The organism is Mycobacterium asiaticum, assembly GCF_001668675.1.
GTDB lineage: Bacteria > Actinomycetota > Actinomycetes > Mycobacteriales > Mycobacteriaceae > Mycobacterium > Mycobacterium asiaticum_D.
This window is the reverse complement of sequence record NZ_LZKQ01000317.1, coordinates 24,833-40,012: the sequence shown is the minus strand read 5'-3', so window position 1 is coordinate 40,012 and position 15,180 is coordinate 24,833. Positions and strand designations below refer to the sequence as shown.

The following is a 15,180-nucleotide window of genomic DNA, read 5'->3' as shown; positions in this document are numbered from 1 at the left end:
CCTTGCCGACCGCACCCGCGTTGCCGCCGTTGCCGCCCGCACCACCGTTGATGTTGGTGCTGGTGCCGGCCGCGCCGCCGGCTCCCGCCGCGCCGGGCGAACTCAACGCCGCCGCGGTGCGCAGCATGTGGCCGACGGTGCGCGACAAGGTCCGCGAGCGCAGCCGCACCACTGCCGTCATGTTGTCCGGCGCCACGGTCCTTGCCGTCGAGGACGGCACGCTGGTGTTGACCCACGAAGCCGCGCCACTGGCCAAGCGCCTGTCCGAGCAGCGCAACGCCGACGTCATCGTCGAGGCGCTCAAGGACGCGCTGGGGGTGAACTGGCGGGTGCGGTGTGAAACCGGCCCGCCGGCCGCCGCCGATGTCAGTGTCGCTCCACCAACGGTGGAACAACCTGTCGCACAACAGGTTTCCGCGCAGCGCGACGAAGAGGAAAGCATGCTCGCCGAAGCCGGCCGCACGGATCCGTCGGAACCGCGGCGCGACCCGGAGGAGGTCGCTCTCGAGCTGCTGCAGAACGAACTGGGAGCCCGTCGCATCGACGGGTAGCCGCACAGCGCACCTATATCGTGGTCCCCGACAGCCGACCGTGCGGTGGCACGGTCATGAGCAGAGGAGTTGCACCTGATGGGACAGGTGAAGGCAGCCAGCACCGTCTTGATCAACACGGAGCCGAAGGCGGCGCTCGACGCGGTGGCCGACTACCGCAACGTCCGTCCGAAGATCCTTTCGCCGCAGTACAGCGAGTATGAAGTGCTCGAAGGCGGTCAGGGTCGGGGCACGGTGGCCAAGTGGCGGCTGCAGGCGACCGAGTCGCGTGTACGGAACGTGCAGGTCAACGTAGATGTGGCGGGGCACACGGTCATCGAGAAGGACGCGAACTCGTCGATGGTCATCAACTGGACGGTGGCTCCCGCGGGCCCCGGATCCAGCGTCACCCTGACGACGACCTGGACCGGCGCCGGCGGCGTGAAGGGCTTCTTCGAGAAGACGTTCGCGCCGCTGGGTCTGAAGAAGATTCAGAACGAGGTGCTGACCAACCTGAAGAACGAGCTGGAAGGCCAGTCCGCCTAGCGCGCCTGGCCCTGCGTGGCCAGGAACCCCGCGACGCCGCGGACCAGCGCGTCGGCGTACTTCTGCCGGCCCTCCGCGGACTCCATCAACGCCGAATCCGCGGGATTCTTCATGTTGCCCAGCTCGACCAGCACGGACGGGTACTGGGCGAGGTTCAAGCCGGCCAGGTCCGAGCGTCCGTAGAGGCCGCCCTGGCCGATGTAGTTCGCCGGTGGGATGCCGGACGCCTGCAACTGGTCGCGCATGACGCGGGCGAACTGCACGGACGGCCCGGCCTGGGCCGCGTTGAGCGGCGGGGACGAGTAGTTGACGTGGAATCCCCGTCCGGATGCGGGGCCGCCGTCGCCGTGCAGGCTGACGATCGCGTTCGGGTGCAGCGCGTTTGCCATGCTGGCGCGTTCGTCGACGCAGGGTCCGAGCGCGTTGTCGTTGCCGCGCGACATCGCGGTCCGTACGCCCAGGGCATTGAGGGCGGCCCGCAGTCGCAGCGCGGTGTCCCAGGTGAAGGTGTGTTCGGAGTATCCGCTGTTGGTTGACGTGCCGCTGGCCTGACAGTCCTTGGTACCGCCTCGACCGGTGGGGACCTGGCGTCCGATGGAAGCGTCGTTGGCGCCGTTGTGGCCGGGATCGATGAACACGATCATGCCGGCCAGACTGCCGGGCGCTGCGGTTGCGGCGGGCATCAGCGGCCCGACGGGCACTGCGGCGGCTGCAAGTGTTCCGATGATCATGGCGATGCCGACACGCAGGCTGACTCGTACGTCCACTGCGCCAAGGTATCGCCGCGCCGACTACGCTGAATGTTTCAAATCGCCCGACAAGCGCAGGCGAAACCAACTCGAGACCAAGATGCGAGGGGACTGTCATGCAACCCGGAGGCGATATGTCGCAGCTGCTGGCTCAGGCGCAGCAGATGCAGCAGAAACTACTCGAGGCACAGCAGCAGCTGGCGAACTCCGAGGTGCACGGTGAAGCCGGCGGGGGACTGGTCAAGGTCACCGTCAAAGGCAGCGGCGAGGTCGTGGGGGTGACGATCGACCCGAAGGTCGTCGACCCCAGCGACATCGACACCCTGCAGGACCTGATCGTCGGCGCGATGCGCGACGCGTCCCAACAAGTCACCAAGATGGCGCAGGAGCGGCTGGGTGCGCTGGCCGGTGGCCTGCGCCACCCGGCCCCACCCGCCGCGCCGCCCGCACCCGGCGTGCCGGGGGTCTGATCCCACCAGCATGTTCGAAGGACCGGTTCAGGACCTGATCGACGAGCTCGGCAAGCTGCCAGGCATCGGGCCCAAGAGCGCCCAGCGCATCGCCTTCCACTTGTTGTCCGTCGAGCCGCCGGACATCGACCGGTTGACGGCCGTGTTGGGCAAAGTCCGCGACGGCGTGCGCTTCTGTGCCGTCTGCGGCAACGTCTCCGACGAGGAGCGCTGCCGGATCTGCGCCGACCCGCGCCGGGACGGGTCGCAAGTGTGCGTCGTCGAGGAACCGAAGGACATCCAGGCCGTGGAGCGCACCCGCGAATTCCGGGGCCGCTATCACGTGCTGGGCGGGGCGCTGGACCCGCTGTCCGGAATCGGTCCCGAACAGCTGCGGATCCGGGAGCTGTTGACCCGGATCGGTCAGCGGGTCGACGACGTCGACATCACCGAGGTGATCATCGCTACCGACCCCAACACCGAGGGCGAGGCGACCGCCACCTATCTGGTGCGGATGCTGCGCGATATCCCCGGCCTGACCGTGACGCGGATCGCGTCCGGCCTGCCGATGGGCGGTGACTTGGAGTTCGCCGACGAGCTGACCCTGGGCCGCGCCCTCACCGGCCGCCGCGCGATGGTCTGACGTTTCTTACGCCTTGCTGAGCTGGAACCGCCGGGTGAAGCTGTCGCCCGGCTCGCCACCACACCCCGACGTCGCCGTTTCACCTTCGCCGGCCAGCGTCACCGCATCGAAGCTGTAGTGCACGGTCGCCGGGGTCGATGCGCCGTTGGGGCACGGCACCTGGGTCGTGCCGTTATGCGTCCATCGCCCATTGGCGAGCTGAAACTCCCAGCTGATGACGAACGTCCCGCCGTCTTGTGAGGTCGCCCGCGTGCAGTCCGACCCGCAGGGGACGAAGAGCCAGGCGGTCGGTTTCTCGCTGCCCGCATAGAGCACGCTGTATCGCCCGATCGGGACTTCCGGGGCGGCGTGCGCCGGCGTCGGCGACGCGATGACCGCCGCCATGCCGAACGCCGCGGCACCCGCCGCGAATCGCGCGCTGAACCTCGCCCGTTGGGTTCGCATCAGCGCGCCGCCAGTCGTTCGCGGCGCAACAGGTCCACCTCGGGCAACTCTAGGGGCGCCAGCCCGCCCACCACCTTGCCGAGCAGCAGGTCGGCCAACTCCGGGTTGCGCGCCAAACAGGGGCCGTGCATATAGGTCGCCACCACGTTGCCCTGCACCACACCATCGAAGCCGTCACCGGCCCGGTTCCCGGCGCCCTTGCTGACTGCGGCCAACGGCGAAGCGGCCGGGCCCAGCACGGTGCCGCCGCGGTGGTTCTCGAACCCGGTCAACCGCTGAGTCAGTCCATCCAGCAGCGGCTTGGACACCAGCTCGCCGATGGTCCTCGTCTCCTGGGGCGAAGTGGTGGCATCGAGCATGCCCACCCCGTCGACCCGTTCTCCCGACGACGTTTCGTACCAGTGCCCGAGCACCTGCACCGCCGCGCAGATCGCCAGCACGGGTGCCCCGCGTTCGGCCGCGCGCTGCAGGCCCGGGTACCGGATCAGGTGGCGGGTCGCCAAGCGCTGGGCATAGTCCTCCGCCCCGCCGAGCGTGTACAGGTCCAGCGACTCCGGCACCGGATCGGCCAGGGTTATCTCCACGATCTCGGAGGGGATATCGCGCAGTAGCAATCGTTGGCGCAGCACCACCGCGTTGCCGCCGTCGCCGTAGGTGCCCATCACGTCGGGCAGCACCAGCCCGATCCGCACCTTCGAGTCAGCCATTGCGCGCAAGCCTTCGGTTCAGCTGCAGGAATGCGGTGTAGTTGGCGACGACCTCCACCCGCCCCGGCGGGCACGACGCGATGGCCGCAACGGTGTCGTGCACCAGGGTGTGCTCGACGCCGGCGTACCCCAGCCGCACCGCCAGGTCGGTCCCTCGCTCACCGGCGGCCACCACGCGGGTCTCCTCGAAATGTTCGAAGCGCACGTCCCACAGCCAGGACAGATCCTCCCCGTCGGGGATCTGCCCGTTGACCGCGATCACCACGCCGTCGGCGTGCTTGTCGACCATCGACAACGCCTCCTGCCAGCCGGCCGGGTTCTTGGCCAGCAGGATCCGCACCTGATGGTCGCCCAACCGAATGGTTCGGTACCGCCCGGCGACCTCGTCGACCACCGATACCGCCGCCACGGCCTTGGCCGGGTCGGCGCCGAGCGCGACGGCGGCCGCTACCGCCTGGGCGGCGTTGCCGCGGTTCACCGCCCCGGGCAGGGCCAGGCGCATCGGTAACGCCAGGCCGTCGGGGCCGTACAGGGTGGTGTCGTCGTACCACCACTGCGGGCTGGGCCGCTTGAAGTCCGCACCGGTGGAATACCAGTGCTGCTGCTCACGAACAATCACCTCACCGCTGCGCGGACAGCTGACCGAGTCGTTCGCCCAGGACCCACCGGCGGCCACCCACACCACATTCGGGCTGTCGTAGGCGGCGGAGGTCATCAGCACGTCGTCGCAGTTCGCGACGATCACCGCGTTGGGGTGGCGCTCCAGACCGCCGCGCAGGGTTCGTTCGATGACGTTGATCTCTCCGACCCGGTCCAGCTGGTCGCGGGACAGGTTGAGCAACACGATCGCGGCCGGTTCCACGGCGTCGGAGACGTGCGGCACATGCATCTCGTCGACCTCGAGGGCAGCGAGCTCCGCCCGGCGGTCGGCGGCCAGCGCAGCCACCAGGCCGGCGTCCATGTTGGCGCCTTCGGCGTTGGTGGCCACCGGGCCGATGGTGCCCAGCGCGGCGGCGGTCATCCGGGTCGTCGTCGACTTTCCGTTGGTCCCGGTGACGATAACCGTGCGTCGGCCCGCCCCGAGCTGCCGCAACACCGAGCGGTCCAGCGTCATCGCGACCAGCCCGCCGATCATCGCACCGGCACCACGTCCGGTCACTCGGGATGCCCAGCGCGCGCTCGCCCCAGCGGCGAGAGCCAGACGAGCGCGAGCGGTGATCACCCGGGCAGTTTAAGGGCGATCGCAAACGCGGCGCTCTGCGCCGGGTGCAGCGGGTCGTCCTTCAGAGCTTTTGGACGCCGACACGGCGCGTCAGCGAACCAGAGATGTCGGTTCGCCGTGCCATCCTCAAGCCATGAACCGGATGTCCTGGGGCCGGCCTGCACGAGAGCCGGACGGGGGATGGGCCGTCATCGATGTCGAGACCTCGGGCTTCCGCCCGGGTCAGGCCCGGATCATCAGTATCGCCGTGCTGGGGCTCGATTCCCGGGGCCGGGTTGAGCAGTCGGTGGTCAGCTTGCTCAACCCAGGGGTCGATCCCGGGCCCACCCACGTGCACGGGCTGACGGCCGCGATGCTCGAAGATCAGCCGCAGTTCGGTGACATCGCGGACGACGTGATCGAGGTGCTGCGGGGCCGCACGCTGGTGGCGCACAACGTCGCGTTCGACTACTCGTTTCTGGCGGCTGAAGCGGAGATGGTGGACGCCGAGCTGCCCGTCGACACCGTCATGTGCACGGTCGAGCTCGCGCGCCGCCTCGAGCTCGGCCTGGAGAACCTGCGGCTGGAGACGCTCGCGGCGCACTGGGGCGTCACTCAGGAACGGCCACACGACGCGTTCGACGACGCCATGGTGCTCACCGGGGTCTTGGCCGCGGCCTTGGGCAGGGCACGCGACCGGGACATCTGGTTGCCGGTGCATCCGGTGACCCGGAGCCGCTGGCCCAACGGCCGCGTCACCCACGACGAGCTGCGGCCGCTGAAGACGTTGGCAGCCCGGATGCCCTGTCCCTACCTGAACCCGGGGCGCTACGTCCGGGACAGGCCACTGGTCCAGGGCATGCGGGTCGCGCTGGCCGCCGAGGTGGGGCGCACCCACGAGGAACTCGTCGAACGGATTCTGCACGCCGGGCTGGCCTACAGCGACGACGTCGACCGCGAGACCTCCCTGGTGGTGTGCAACGACACGACCCCCGAGCAGGGCAAGGGCTATCACGCCCTGCGGCTCGGTGTTCCAGTGGTGTCCGACGCGCAGTTCATGCACAACGTCGGATCCGTGGTGGGCGGCACCAGCATGGAGGAATTCGTCGACGCATCCCCGGCCGATGACCAGCTCGCCCTGTTCTAGGGCAACAGAATCGTTTTGCCGGGTAGCCGGCCGGCGTCGGACGCATCGTGCACGGCGGCGGCCTCAGCCAGCGGCCGACGGTCGGCGACATCGATGTGCAGCTCGCCGGCCTCGACGCGGCGTACCAGCTCCGCAAGCTGTCCGGCATCGCTACGGACGAAGACGCGTTGCGCTCGCACCCCCCGCACCGGATCCTCCGTCCCGGACGCCATGGTGCCGACGTGGATGCCGCCATCGGCGACTACGCCGACCAGGGCCGCGGTTTCCTCCGCGCCGGTACTCACCAGGTTGAGCACCACGTCGAACGGCTGCCCGGCGACGGCAATCGGTGTCCGCGCGTAGTCGATGTGCTCGATGACCCGATCGGCGCCGTAGTCGCGTAGCCGGTCGGCGCTGCGGTCAGACGCGGTTGCGGTGACGATCGCACCGGCTTGCTTGGCGAGTTGGACCGCATAGCCGCCGACCGCTCCACCGGCACCATTGATCAGGATCTGTTGTCCCGCCTTCAATTCGGCGAGCTCGAACAACGCCTGCCACGCCGTCAGCCCGACCGTCGGCAGTGCGGCGGAATCGGCCAGCGGCACCGAGCGCGGCGCGGCCGCCAACGTCTCCGCGGGTGCCAGCACGTACTCGGCGGCGGCGCCGTCAGCATCCAGTGGCAGCAACGCCACGACCGCGTCGCCGACCCGCCAGCCCGCCACGCCGTCACCGAGCTCAGCGACCGTGCCCGCGAAGTCGATACCGGGGATGTGCGGAAAGCCGATCGCGTACACCTCGGACAGATAGCCGCCGCGAATGCCCGCGTCGACCGGGTTGAACGACGTTCCGGCCACCTTGACCAGGACCTGCCCCGCCGACGGTGTCGGTCGCTGGATCTCGGTGTACTCGAGCACTTCGCTACCGCCGTAACGGTGGTACAGCACTGCCTTCATGGTTTCCTCCAATGGTCTGTTGCTTCGAATTCGAAGCAGTTACGTCAGGTGTAACTTGCTTCGATCTCGAAGCATTTCCACACGAGGTGTGACGCTGGTCTCAGTGCTTCGAAATCGAAGCATTACGATGGCGCGATGAGCGACGCCCTCACGCCGGCTCAGATGCATACGTACTTCGCCCTGACCGAAGCGGTCAGCCTGCTGCAGTACGCGGTGCGCCAGCAGCTGTTAGCCGACGGTGACCTCAGCTACGTGCAGTTCGGGATCCTGGCGCAACTCGCCGACGCCGACGGGCAGCTCACCATGACCGACCTCGCCGACAAGGTCGTCTACAGCCGCAGCGGCCTGACTCATCAGGCAGGACTGTTGGAGAAGGCGGGCCTGATCACTCGCACTGCGAGTCCCCACGACCGGCGGGCCACCATCGTTGACATCACCGAGGCGGGTCGAGCCCGACTGGCCAAGGTCATGCCCGGGCACATCGAGGTCGTGCGCGAACTGCTCTTCGATTCGCTCTCCGATCAGGACGTACGCCTTCTCGGCAACACCATGAGTCACGTCCGCAATCACATGCGGGCCGGGCCGCCCCGCTCGGCCGTCAGCCGCGTGCGGCGGCCTTGATTACTGACATCAACAGGTGTAGTCCGGCCGGGCTCATCGCCCTGCTATTGCATTCCTACTTCGGCGATTAACGGGATGCCCGGTTGACCGCCGACACCACGGCCCGCAACGACGCTGTGGTGATCGAAGGCGCGATGCCGACGCCCCACACCGTCTTGCCGGATACCGAAGCCTCCACGTACGCAGCCGCCTGCGCGTCGTCACCGGCGCTCATCGCGTGCTCCGAGTAATCGAGCACGGCCACGTCGAATCCGACGGAGCCCAGCGCGTGGACGAACGCCGCGAGCGGCCCGTTGCCGGCACCGCTGATCTCGGTTTCCACCCCGTCGATCTTGACCGTGGCCGCGATGGTGGTGTTTCCGGAATCCTCGTCGGAGGCGTCCACCCGCTGCTTGATCCGCTCAAGCGGCCGCACCGGGGCCAGGTACTCCTCGGAGAACGCCTCCCACATCTCCTTCGGCGACACCTCACCGCCCTCGCCGTCGGCCATCTTCTGAATGACCTGCGAGAACTCGATCTGCAGCCGGCGCGGGAGGGCCAGGCCGTGGTCGGCCTTCATGATGTAGGCCACCCCGCCCTTGCCGGACTGCGAGTTGACCCGGATCACCGCTTCGTAGGTGCGGCCGACGTCCTTGGGGTCGATCGGCAGATACGGCACCTGCCACAACATGTCGTCCATATCGACGTCGGCGGCATCCGCATCCAGCTTCATCGCGTCCAGGCCTTTGTTGATGGCGTCCTGGTGGCTGCCGGAGAACGCGGTGTACACCAGGTCGCCGCCATAGGGGTGGCGTTCGTGGACCGGCAGCTGGTTGCAGTACTCCACCGTGCGCCGGATCTCGTCGATGTTGGAGAAGTCGATCTGCGGGTCGACGCCGCGGGAGAACAGGTTGAGTCCCAGCGTGACCAGGCAGACGTTGCCGGTGCGCTCACCGTTGCCGAACAGGCACCCTTCGATCCGGTCGGCGCCGGCCTGATAGCCCAATTCGGCTGCGGCGACGGCAGTTCCGCGGTCGTTGTGCGGGTGCAGGCTCAGGATGACCGACTCCCGGTTGGCCAGATTGCGGCTCATCCACTCGATCGAGTCGGCGTAGACGTTGGGCGTGGCCATCTCCACGGTGGCGGGCAGGTTGAAGATGATCGGGTTGTCCGGCGTCGGCTGGATGATCTCGCCGACGGCGTCGCACACCTGCTTGGCGTACTCCAGCTCGGTCCCGGTGTAGGACTCCGGTGAGTACTCGAACCGCCACCGGGTGCCCGGGTATTTCGCCGCCTCCTCGACGCACTTGCGCGCTCCGTCGGTGGCGATTTTCTTGACGGCGTCCCGGTCGGCGCGGAACACCACGCGTCGCTGCAGGATCGAGGTCGAGTTGTAGAAGTGCACGATGACGTTCGCGGCGCCCTCGCACGCCTCGAAGGTGCGTTCGATCAGCTCGGGTCGGCACTGGGTGAGTACCTGGATGGTGACGTCGTCGGGGATGGCGCCGTCGGTGATGATGTCGCGGACGAAGTCGAAGTCGGTCTGGCTGGCCGAGGGGAACCCGACCTCGATCTCCTTGTAGCCCATCCGGACCAGCAGGTCGAACATGCGGCGCTTGCGGGCCGGGCTCATCGGGTCGATCAGCGCCTGATTGCCGTCGCGCAAGTCCACCGCGCACCACAGGGGTGCGTGCTCGATGACGCGGTCAGGCCAGGTGCGGTCGGCGACCCGGATGGGCTCGACTTCTTCGGCGAAGGGGCGGTAGCGGTTGACTGGCATGGACGAGCCGCGTTGTGGATTCCACACCGGCTGGCCGGGTCGTGGGGCGCCGGCTGGTGTGCTGATTGTGCGCGTCGAGACGTAGACGTCGGGTGAATCGGAATTAGTCACGGTTTGTGCTCCAAGATTTTGGGTGAGGAACCTCAGACCGGCGCATCGCGAACTCCCGCGACGGGAGGCCAGTCTGGATCAGACCCCGTCGCGGCGTCCGAGGAGGAGCACCCGCTGCACGTTGTGCACTCTACCAAAACACCACGTCTCGCCGTCGAGCGTATGGCCGATGGATGGATTCGGTCACACTCGCCTGCCGGAAGCCCACGTTCGGCGCCGCTGCCTGATCGCCGCCGGATAAATGGGGATGCGGTGGCACGTATCCTGTTGTGGACTTAAACCCAGTAGCCCTCGTAAAGAACAGGGAAATCAGTGGCGCTCGTCGTGCAGAAATACGGTGGATCCTCGGTGTCCGACGCCGACCGAATTCGCCGTGTCGCCGAGCGGATCGTCGAGACCAAGAAGCAGGGGAACGACGTCGTCGTAGTGGTTTCCGCGATGGGCGACACCACCGATGACCTGCTGGATCTGGCTCAACAGGTCTGCCCCGTCCCGCCGCCGCGGGAACTCGACATGCTCCTCACGGCCGGTGAGCGGATTTCCAACGCGCTGGTCGCGATGGCGATCGAGTCGCTGGGCGCGCACGCCCGGTCGTTCACCGGTTCGCAGGCGGGCGTCATCACCACCGGCACCCACGGCAACGCGAAGATCATCGACGTCACCCCGAGCCGTGTGCAGGCCGCGCTCGACGAGGGCCGGATCGTGCTGGTGGCAGGCTTCCAGGGGGTCAGCCAAGACACCCGCGACGTCACCACGCTGGGCCGCGGTGGCTCGGACACGACGGCCGTCGCGCTGGCCGCGGCGCTCAACGCCGATGTGTGCGAGATCTACACCGATGTGGACGGCATCTTCAGCGCTGACCCGAGGATCGTGCGCAACGCCCGCAAGCTGGAAACGGTCACCTTCGAAGAGATGCTCGAGTTGGCGGCCTGCGGTGCCAAGGTGCTGATGCTGCGCTGTGTGGAATATGCCCGGCGCTACGACCTTCCGGTGCACGTCCGGTCGTCGTACTCGGACCGCCCGGGCACCGTCGTTGTCGGATCGATCAAGGACATATCCATGGAAAGCCCCCTTCTGACCGGTGTTGCACATGACCGCAGCGAGGCCAAGGTGACCATTGTCGGCATTCCCGACATCCCGGGGTACGCCGCCCGGGTGTTCCGGGCCGTCGCAGACGCGGACGTGAACATCGACATGGTGCTGCAGAACGTCTCCAAGGTCGAAGACGGCAAGACCGACATCACCTTCACCTGCTCGCGTGACAGTGGACCCACAGCGGTGGCGAAGTTGGATTCGCTCAAGGACGAAATCGGGTTCACCCAGCTGCTCTATGACGACCACATCGGCAAGGTCTCGCTGATCGGGGCCGGCATGCGCAGCCACCCCGGCGTCACGGCAACGTTCTGCGAGGCGCTGGCGGCGGTCGGCGTCAACATCGAGCTGATTTCCACCTCGGAAATCCGCATTTCCGTGCTTTGCCGCGACACCGAACTAGACAAGGCCGTTGTTGCGTTGCATGAGGCGTTCGGTCTCGGCGGCGATGAGGAGGCAACGGTGTATGCAGGGACGGGTCGATAGATGGGCCTTTCCATAGGTGTTGTGGGCGCCACCGGTCAGGTGGGCCAGGTGATGCGCACCCTGCTCGACGAGCGTGACTTCCCGGCCAGTTCGGTGCGGTTCTTCGCCTCGGCCCGATCGCAGGGCCGCAAGCTGGGATTCCGTGGCCAGGAGATCGAGGTCGAGGACGCCGAGACGGCCGACCCGACCGGGCTGGACATCGCGCTGTTCTCCGCCGGCGCCACCATGTCCCGGGTGCAGGCGCCCAGGTTCGCCGCGGCCGGGGTCACGGTGATCGACAACTCGTCGGCCTGGCGCAAAGATCCCGACGTGCCGCTGGTGGTGTCCGAGGTGAACTTCGAGCGGGACGCGCACAATCGCCCCAAAGGCATCATCGCCAACCCGAACTGCACCACGATGGCCGCGATGCCGGTGCTCAAGGTGCTGCACGACGAGGCGCAATTGGTGCGGCTGGTCGCATCGACCTACCAGGCGGTGTCCGGCAGCGGGCTGGCCGGGGTCGAGGAACTGGCGACGCAGGCCCGCGCGGTCCTGGACGGCGCCGAGGGGCTGGTGCACGACGGGCGCGCGGTCGAGTTCCCGGCGCCACGCAAGTACGTCGCGCCGATCGCTTTTAATGTGGTCGCGCTGGCCGGTTCGCTGGTCGACGACGGCTCAGGCGAGACCGACGAGGACCAGAAGCTGCGTTCGGAGAGCCGCAAGATCCTGGGCATTCCCGATCTGCTGGTCAGCGGTACGTGTGTGCGGGTTCCGGTGTTCACCGGGCACTCCCTGTCGATCAACGCGGAGTTCGTCCGGCCGATCTCGCCCGAGCGCGCCCGCGAGCTGCTCGACGGCGCGCCGGGCGTGAAGCTGGTCGACGTGCCGACACCGCTGGCCGCCGCCGGGGTGGACGAATCCTTGGTCGGACGCATCCGGCAGGACCCGGGCGTGCCGGACGGACGGGGCCTGGCGCTGTTCGTTTCGGGCGATAACCTGCGCAAGGGCGCGGCGCTGAACACCATTCAGATCGCCGAATTGCTCGCCGCACAGGTGTAACGCACGTTCACGCGCTGTTCCAGCAAAAACCAAATTTGCCGCCTATCCCTGCCATACAGTTGTTGACACTCGCGTCACGACACGCTTAGGGGGTCGGGTGGTGGAGAATTTCTCGGTACTGCCGCCGGAGATCAATTCGTTGCGCATGTTCCTCGGCGCGGGTTCGGCGCCGATGCTGCAGGCGGCGGCGGCGTGGCAGGGCCTTGCCGATGAGCTGGCGTCGGCGGCGGGGGCATTCTCGGCGGTGACATCTGGGCTGACTGGCCAGGCTTGGCAAGGCGCCGCGTCAGGGGCAATGGCCGCCGCAGCCGCTCCCTATGCGAGCTTCCTGAGCGCCGCATCAGCGCAGGCCGCGGGTGCGGCCGGTCAGGCCAATGCGGTCGCCAGCGCGTTCGAGGCGGCACGAGCGGCGATCGTTCATCCGCTCGAGGTGGCCGCGAACCGGAACGCGTTCGTGCAGTTGGTCCGGACAAACTTCCTAGGGCTGAACGCTCCGGCGATCGCCGCCATCGAGGGCTTCTACGAGAGCATGTGGGCCCAGGACGTCGCCGCGATGTTCGGTTATCACGCGGGAGCATCGGCGGCGGCCGGTCAGCTCGGTCCGGCGCAGGGCGTGCTGCAGAATTTGTTGAGCAACTTGCCGAATCTCGGCATGGGGAACAAAGGCGGCACCGGCAACGTCGGCAATGGCAACAACGGCAGTGCCAATGTCGGTAGCGGGAATCTGGGCAGCGGTAACATCGGCGGCGGCAACTGGGGCGATTCCAACATCGGCAACGGCAATTTCGGTGACGGGAACTTCGGCAGCGGCAACGTCGGCGTCGGAAACATCGGGATGGGAAATGGCGGCACGCTGGCGGGCATTACACGCGGGCCGGGGAACAATAACTTCGGGATCGGCAACACCGGCAACAACAACATCGGTCTGGCTAATACCGGCAATGGGAACCAAGGCGCCGGCAACCACGGCAACTTCAACATCGGGTTAGGGCTGACCGGGAACAACCTGATCGGCCTCGGCAATGCCTATTACGACACCACGACGGGCCAGTTCGTTTTCCACGGTTTGAATTCTGGCAGTGGCAATATTGGTTTCGGTAACTCGGGCTCCAACAACATCGGGTTCTTCAACTCGGGCTCTAATAACATCGGCTTCTTCAACTCCGGCATCGACACGTCTAGCCCGTACAACGTCCACACCGTGGGTATAGGCAACTCCGGGACCGCCAATATCGGCTTCGGAAATTCGGGCGCGGGAAGCTTCGGGATCGGAAACGGTGGCAGTTTAAACACTGGCATTGGTAACGGAGGCGATGTCAACACCGGCTTCGGTAACGGCGGCACCACCAACACCGGCTTCTTCAATGCAGGCGCGGCCAACACGGGTAGTGGCAATTCGGGTGACATCAACACCGGCATCTGGAATTCGGGTGACGTCAACACCGGGCTGGGCACTACCACCGATTCTGGCGCGACCATGTCCGGCTTCGGCAATACCGGGGTTCTGGTTTCAGGCTTTGGCAACTCGGTCGCCACAAACGCGAGCACCGGTGCTGTCTCCGGCTTCGGTAACTCTGCCGCGGGTGGTTCGGGATTGAACGGCAACGTTTCGGGTTTGTTCAACACCGGCCTCACGGAGCTGTTCCTAGGAATGCCGTACGGTCAGGTCAGTGGATTCAACTCCGGGTTCTTCAACAGCGGCACCGGGGTGGCCGGTTTCTTCACCATCAACGTCGGGCGCCTGCCCTGATCGCGCTGTCGCTGATCGCTCACAGCTGGCACATAAGTAGCGCATAGCGGCCACTACTGTTTACCCGTGCATCATGCGTGTCATGAGCGAAATTTCTGACACTCCCACCACGCGCACCTCGACCGCCGTGGCACCGCAACCCGTCCACACCACACCCAAGGTCTTCAGGGCCGCGGCGTGGGTCGCCATCGTCGCGGGGATCGTATTCATCGTCTCGGTCATCTTCTTCACCGGTTTCCGGCTGGGGCTGGCCGCCGGTCACGGTGGCCACCACGGCCATCACCACAAGCACCATCCGGCGATGTTCCACCGCTCGGGCTTCCCCAACGGCGGCGGCGGCCAGCAGCAGGTGGGCCCCGGCACGGCACCGGGCGGACCCGGCCAGGTGCCCTCGTCGGTGGCGCCCTCCACAACCCCAGCCCCGACCCCCGGCCGCTGACACCTTCAACCAGTAGCCCGGTGCTCGTCGAGCACCGGGCTACATCAATTCACGGCATCTTTGTTGCTCGAAGCCTTTACGGTGTCGTACGCCTAGGCAATATTCGAAGGCATGAGTGAAACTCCCGAGCCATCCGTCCCGGCGACTCCGGTTGCCACCGCGCCGCCCGCCTACCTGGAGAAACCGCCACGGCTCTACCGCGTCGCGGCGTGGGTGGTGATCGTCGCGGGCATCGTCTTCATCGCGTGGACCCTTTTCTTCGCCGCTGCCATGGCATTCGGCGGCGGCAGATGCCATCACCACCACCGCCATCACCACGGCCAGTTCCAGCCGGGCGGCCCGGGCGGCCCCGGCGGACCGGGAGCGGGGTGGCAGTTCCGCTACCCTGGCGGTCCGCCCCCTCCGGGCATGGGCCCCGGCTTCCCGCCAGCACCTCAGGCACCCGGACAACAACAGGCACCCGGCCAACCACCGACCACCTCCGGACCGAGCGCGCCCACCAGCCCGCCCGGTCGCTAGCCATCAGCTCCACACCG

At 67.1% G+C, this 15,180-nt stretch carries 16 protein-coding genes and 1 pseudogene; 11 read left to right on the top strand and 6 right to left on the bottom strand.

Features of this window, described 5'->3' with window-relative positions:
• A pseudogene (locus A9X01_RS26330) lies at positions 1 to 551 on the top strand (DNA polymerase III subunit gamma/tau); the annotation flags it as partial.
• Positions 552 to 629: 78 nt separating this feature from the next.
• Positions 630 to 1,076 (top strand): SRPBCC family protein, encoded by a 447-nt coding sequence (locus A9X01_RS26325; RefSeq protein WP_065123512.1) that lies wholly within the window; start codon positions 630 to 632, stop codon positions 1,074 to 1,076.
• Here A9X01_RS26325 and A9X01_RS26320 read toward each other — a convergent pair.
• Entirely contained in the window at positions 1,073 to 1,843 is a 771-nt protein-coding gene (locus tag A9X01_RS26320) for an Rv3717 family N-acetylmuramoyl-L-alanine amidase (RefSeq protein ID WP_216638944.1), read from the bottom strand. The two genes, A9X01_RS26325 and A9X01_RS26320, sit on opposite strands and share 4 nt — an antisense overlap.
• A gap of 98 nt (positions 1,844 to 1,941) precedes the next feature.
• Here A9X01_RS26320 and A9X01_RS26315 point away from each other — a divergent pair, with 98 nt between their 5' ends.
• Together A9X01_RS26315 and recR are read left to right on the top strand one after the other, a co-directional pair.
• Positions 1,942 to 2,295 (top strand): YbaB/EbfC family nucleoid-associated protein, encoded by a 354-nt coding sequence (locus A9X01_RS26315; protein ID WP_081282648.1) that lies wholly within the window; start codon positions 1,942 to 1,944, stop codon positions 2,293 to 2,295.
• A gap of 10 nt (positions 2,296 to 2,305) precedes the next feature.
• Positions 2,306 to 2,917: a recombination mediator RecR gene (gene recR / locus A9X01_RS26310; protein WP_065033954.1), complete on the top strand. Its 612-nt coding sequence runs from the start codon at positions 2,306 to 2,308 to the stop codon at positions 2,915 to 2,917.
• 6 nt (positions 2,918 to 2,923) lie between these two features.
• Here the strand turns inward: recR and A9X01_RS26305 are convergent, their stop codons facing one another.
• From A9X01_RS26305 to A9X01_RS26295, 3 genes are read right to left on the bottom strand one after another with little or no spacing between them, the layout of a single operon-like run.
• Positions 2,924 to 3,361, bottom strand: a complete 438-nt coding sequence (locus tag A9X01_RS26305) for a hypothetical protein (RefSeq protein ID WP_065123510.1) — start codon at positions 3,359 to 3,361, stop codon at positions 2,924 to 2,926.
• On the bottom strand, positions 3,361 to 4,068 hold the full coding sequence (locus tag A9X01_RS26300) for a type 1 glutamine amidotransferase (RefSeq protein WP_065123509.1): 708 nt from the start codon (positions 4,066 to 4,068) through the stop codon (positions 3,361 to 3,363). The genes A9X01_RS26305 and A9X01_RS26300 overlap by 1 nt, the downstream gene beginning before the upstream one ends.
• Positions 4,061 to 5,290, bottom strand: a complete 1,230-nt coding sequence (locus tag A9X01_RS26295; RefSeq protein WP_065123508.1) for a Mur ligase family protein — start codon at positions 5,288 to 5,290, stop codon at positions 4,061 to 4,063. The genes A9X01_RS26300 and A9X01_RS26295 overlap by 8 nt, the downstream gene beginning before the upstream one ends.
• Positions 5,291 to 5,423: 133 nt before the next feature.
• Between A9X01_RS26295 and A9X01_RS26290 the strand changes: the two genes are divergently transcribed.
• Positions 5,424 to 6,416 carry a DEDDh family exonuclease gene (locus A9X01_RS26290; RefSeq protein WP_436405309.1) on the top strand — a complete coding sequence of 331 codons (993 nt, stop codon included), beginning with the start codon at positions 5,424 to 5,426 and terminating at the stop codon, positions 6,414 to 6,416.
• Here the strand turns inward: A9X01_RS26290 and A9X01_RS26285 are convergent.
• Complete coding sequence (locus A9X01_RS26285) at positions 6,413 to 7,348, bottom strand: NADP-dependent oxidoreductase (protein WP_065123507.1); 936 nt, start codon at positions 7,346 to 7,348, stop codon at positions 6,413 to 6,415. The two genes, A9X01_RS26290 and A9X01_RS26285, sit on opposite strands and share 4 nt — an antisense overlap.
• Before the next feature lie 135 nt (positions 7,349 to 7,483).
• Between A9X01_RS26285 and A9X01_RS26280 the strand changes: the two genes are divergently transcribed.
• Positions 7,484 to 7,969 carry a MarR family winged helix-turn-helix transcriptional regulator gene (locus A9X01_RS26280; RefSeq protein ID WP_065123506.1) on the top strand — a complete coding sequence of 162 codons (486 nt, stop codon included), beginning with the start codon at positions 7,484 to 7,486 and terminating at the stop codon, positions 7,967 to 7,969.
• Between the two features lie 67 nt (positions 7,970 to 8,036).
• On the opposite strand, the gene leuA is transcribed toward A9X01_RS26280, so the two are convergent.
• Complete coding sequence (gene leuA / locus A9X01_RS26275) at positions 8,037 to 9,839, bottom strand: 2-isopropylmalate synthase (protein WP_065123505.1); 1,803 nt, start codon at positions 9,837 to 9,839, stop codon at positions 8,037 to 8,039.
• A 312-nt stretch (positions 9,840 to 10,151) separates the two neighbouring features.
• On the opposite strand from leuA, the gene A9X01_RS26270 reads away from it, so the two are divergent.
• The 5 genes from A9X01_RS26270 (at position 10,152) to A9X01_RS29580 (ending at position 15,163) form a co-directional block, all read left to right on the top strand.
• Positions 10,152 to 11,417: an aspartate kinase gene (locus tag A9X01_RS26270; protein WP_065123504.1), complete on the top strand. Its 1,266-nt coding sequence runs from the start codon at positions 10,152 to 10,154 to the stop codon at positions 11,415 to 11,417.
• Entirely contained in the window at positions 11,418 to 12,455 is a 1,038-nt protein-coding gene (locus A9X01_RS26265) for an aspartate-semialdehyde dehydrogenase (protein WP_065123503.1), read from the top strand.
• Positions 12,456 to 12,600: 145 nt separating this feature from the next.
• Positions 12,601 to 14,205, top strand: coding sequence for a PPE family protein (locus A9X01_RS26260; protein ID WP_436405310.1), 1,605 nt, complete (start codon positions 12,601 to 12,603; stop codon positions 14,203 to 14,205).
• A gap of 82 nt (positions 14,206 to 14,287) precedes the next feature.
• Positions 14,288 to 14,644, top strand: coding sequence for a hypothetical protein (locus tag A9X01_RS26255; RefSeq protein ID WP_065123502.1), 357 nt, complete (start codon positions 14,288 to 14,290; stop codon positions 14,642 to 14,644).
• 111 nt (positions 14,645 to 14,755) lie between these two features.
• A complete protein-coding gene (locus A9X01_RS29580; protein ID WP_081282647.1) occupies positions 14,756 to 15,163 on the top strand; it encodes a hypothetical protein in 408 nt (135 codons plus the stop codon).
• Positions 15,164 to 15,180 lie beyond the last annotated feature (17 nt).

Bases quoted from the DNA above. Each gene is read 5' to 3' on its own strand.
- A9X01_RS26290 (WP_436405309.1), top strand. From the start codon at position 5,424: ATGAACCGGATGTCCTGGGGCCGGCCTGCACGAGAGCCGGACGGGGGA.
- A9X01_RS26260 (WP_436405310.1), top strand. From the start codon at position 12,601: ATGTTCCTCGGCGCGGGTTCGGCGCCGATGCTGCAGGCGGCGGCGGCG.
- A9X01_RS26305 (WP_065123510.1), bottom strand. From the start codon at position 3,361: ATGCGAACCCAACGGGCGAGGTTCAGCGCGCGATTCGCGGCGGGTGCC.
- A9X01_RS29580 (WP_081282647.1), top strand. From the start codon at position 14,756: ATGAGTGAAACTCCCGAGCCATCCGTCCCGGCGACTCCGGTTGCCACC.
- A9X01_RS26300 (WP_065123509.1), bottom strand. From the start codon at position 4,068: ATGGCTGACTCGAAGGTGCGGATCGGGCTGGTGCTGCCCGACGTGATG.
- A9X01_RS26255 (WP_065123502.1), top strand. From the start codon at position 14,288: ATGAGCGAAATTTCTGACACTCCCACCACGCGCACCTCGACCGCCGTG.
- A9X01_RS26325 (WP_065123512.1), top strand. From the start codon at position 630: ATGGGACAGGTGAAGGCAGCCAGCACCGTCTTGATCAACACGGAGCCG.
- A9X01_RS26285 (WP_065123507.1), bottom strand. From the start codon at position 7,348: ATGAAGGCAGTGCTGTACCACCGTTACGGCGGTAGCGAAGTGCTCGAG.
- recR (WP_065033954.1), top strand. From the start codon at position 2,306: ATGTTCGAAGGACCGGTTCAGGACCTGATCGACGAGCTCGGCAAGCTG.
- A9X01_RS26280 (WP_065123506.1), top strand. From the start codon at position 7,484: ATGAGCGACGCCCTCACGCCGGCTCAGATGCATACGTACTTCGCCCTG.
- A9X01_RS26315 (WP_081282648.1), top strand. From the start codon at position 1,942: ATGCAACCCGGAGGCGATATGTCGCAGCTGCTGGCTCAGGCGCAGCAG.
- A9X01_RS26265 (WP_065123503.1), top strand. From the start codon at position 11,418: ATGGGCCTTTCCATAGGTGTTGTGGGCGCCACCGGTCAGGTGGGCCAG.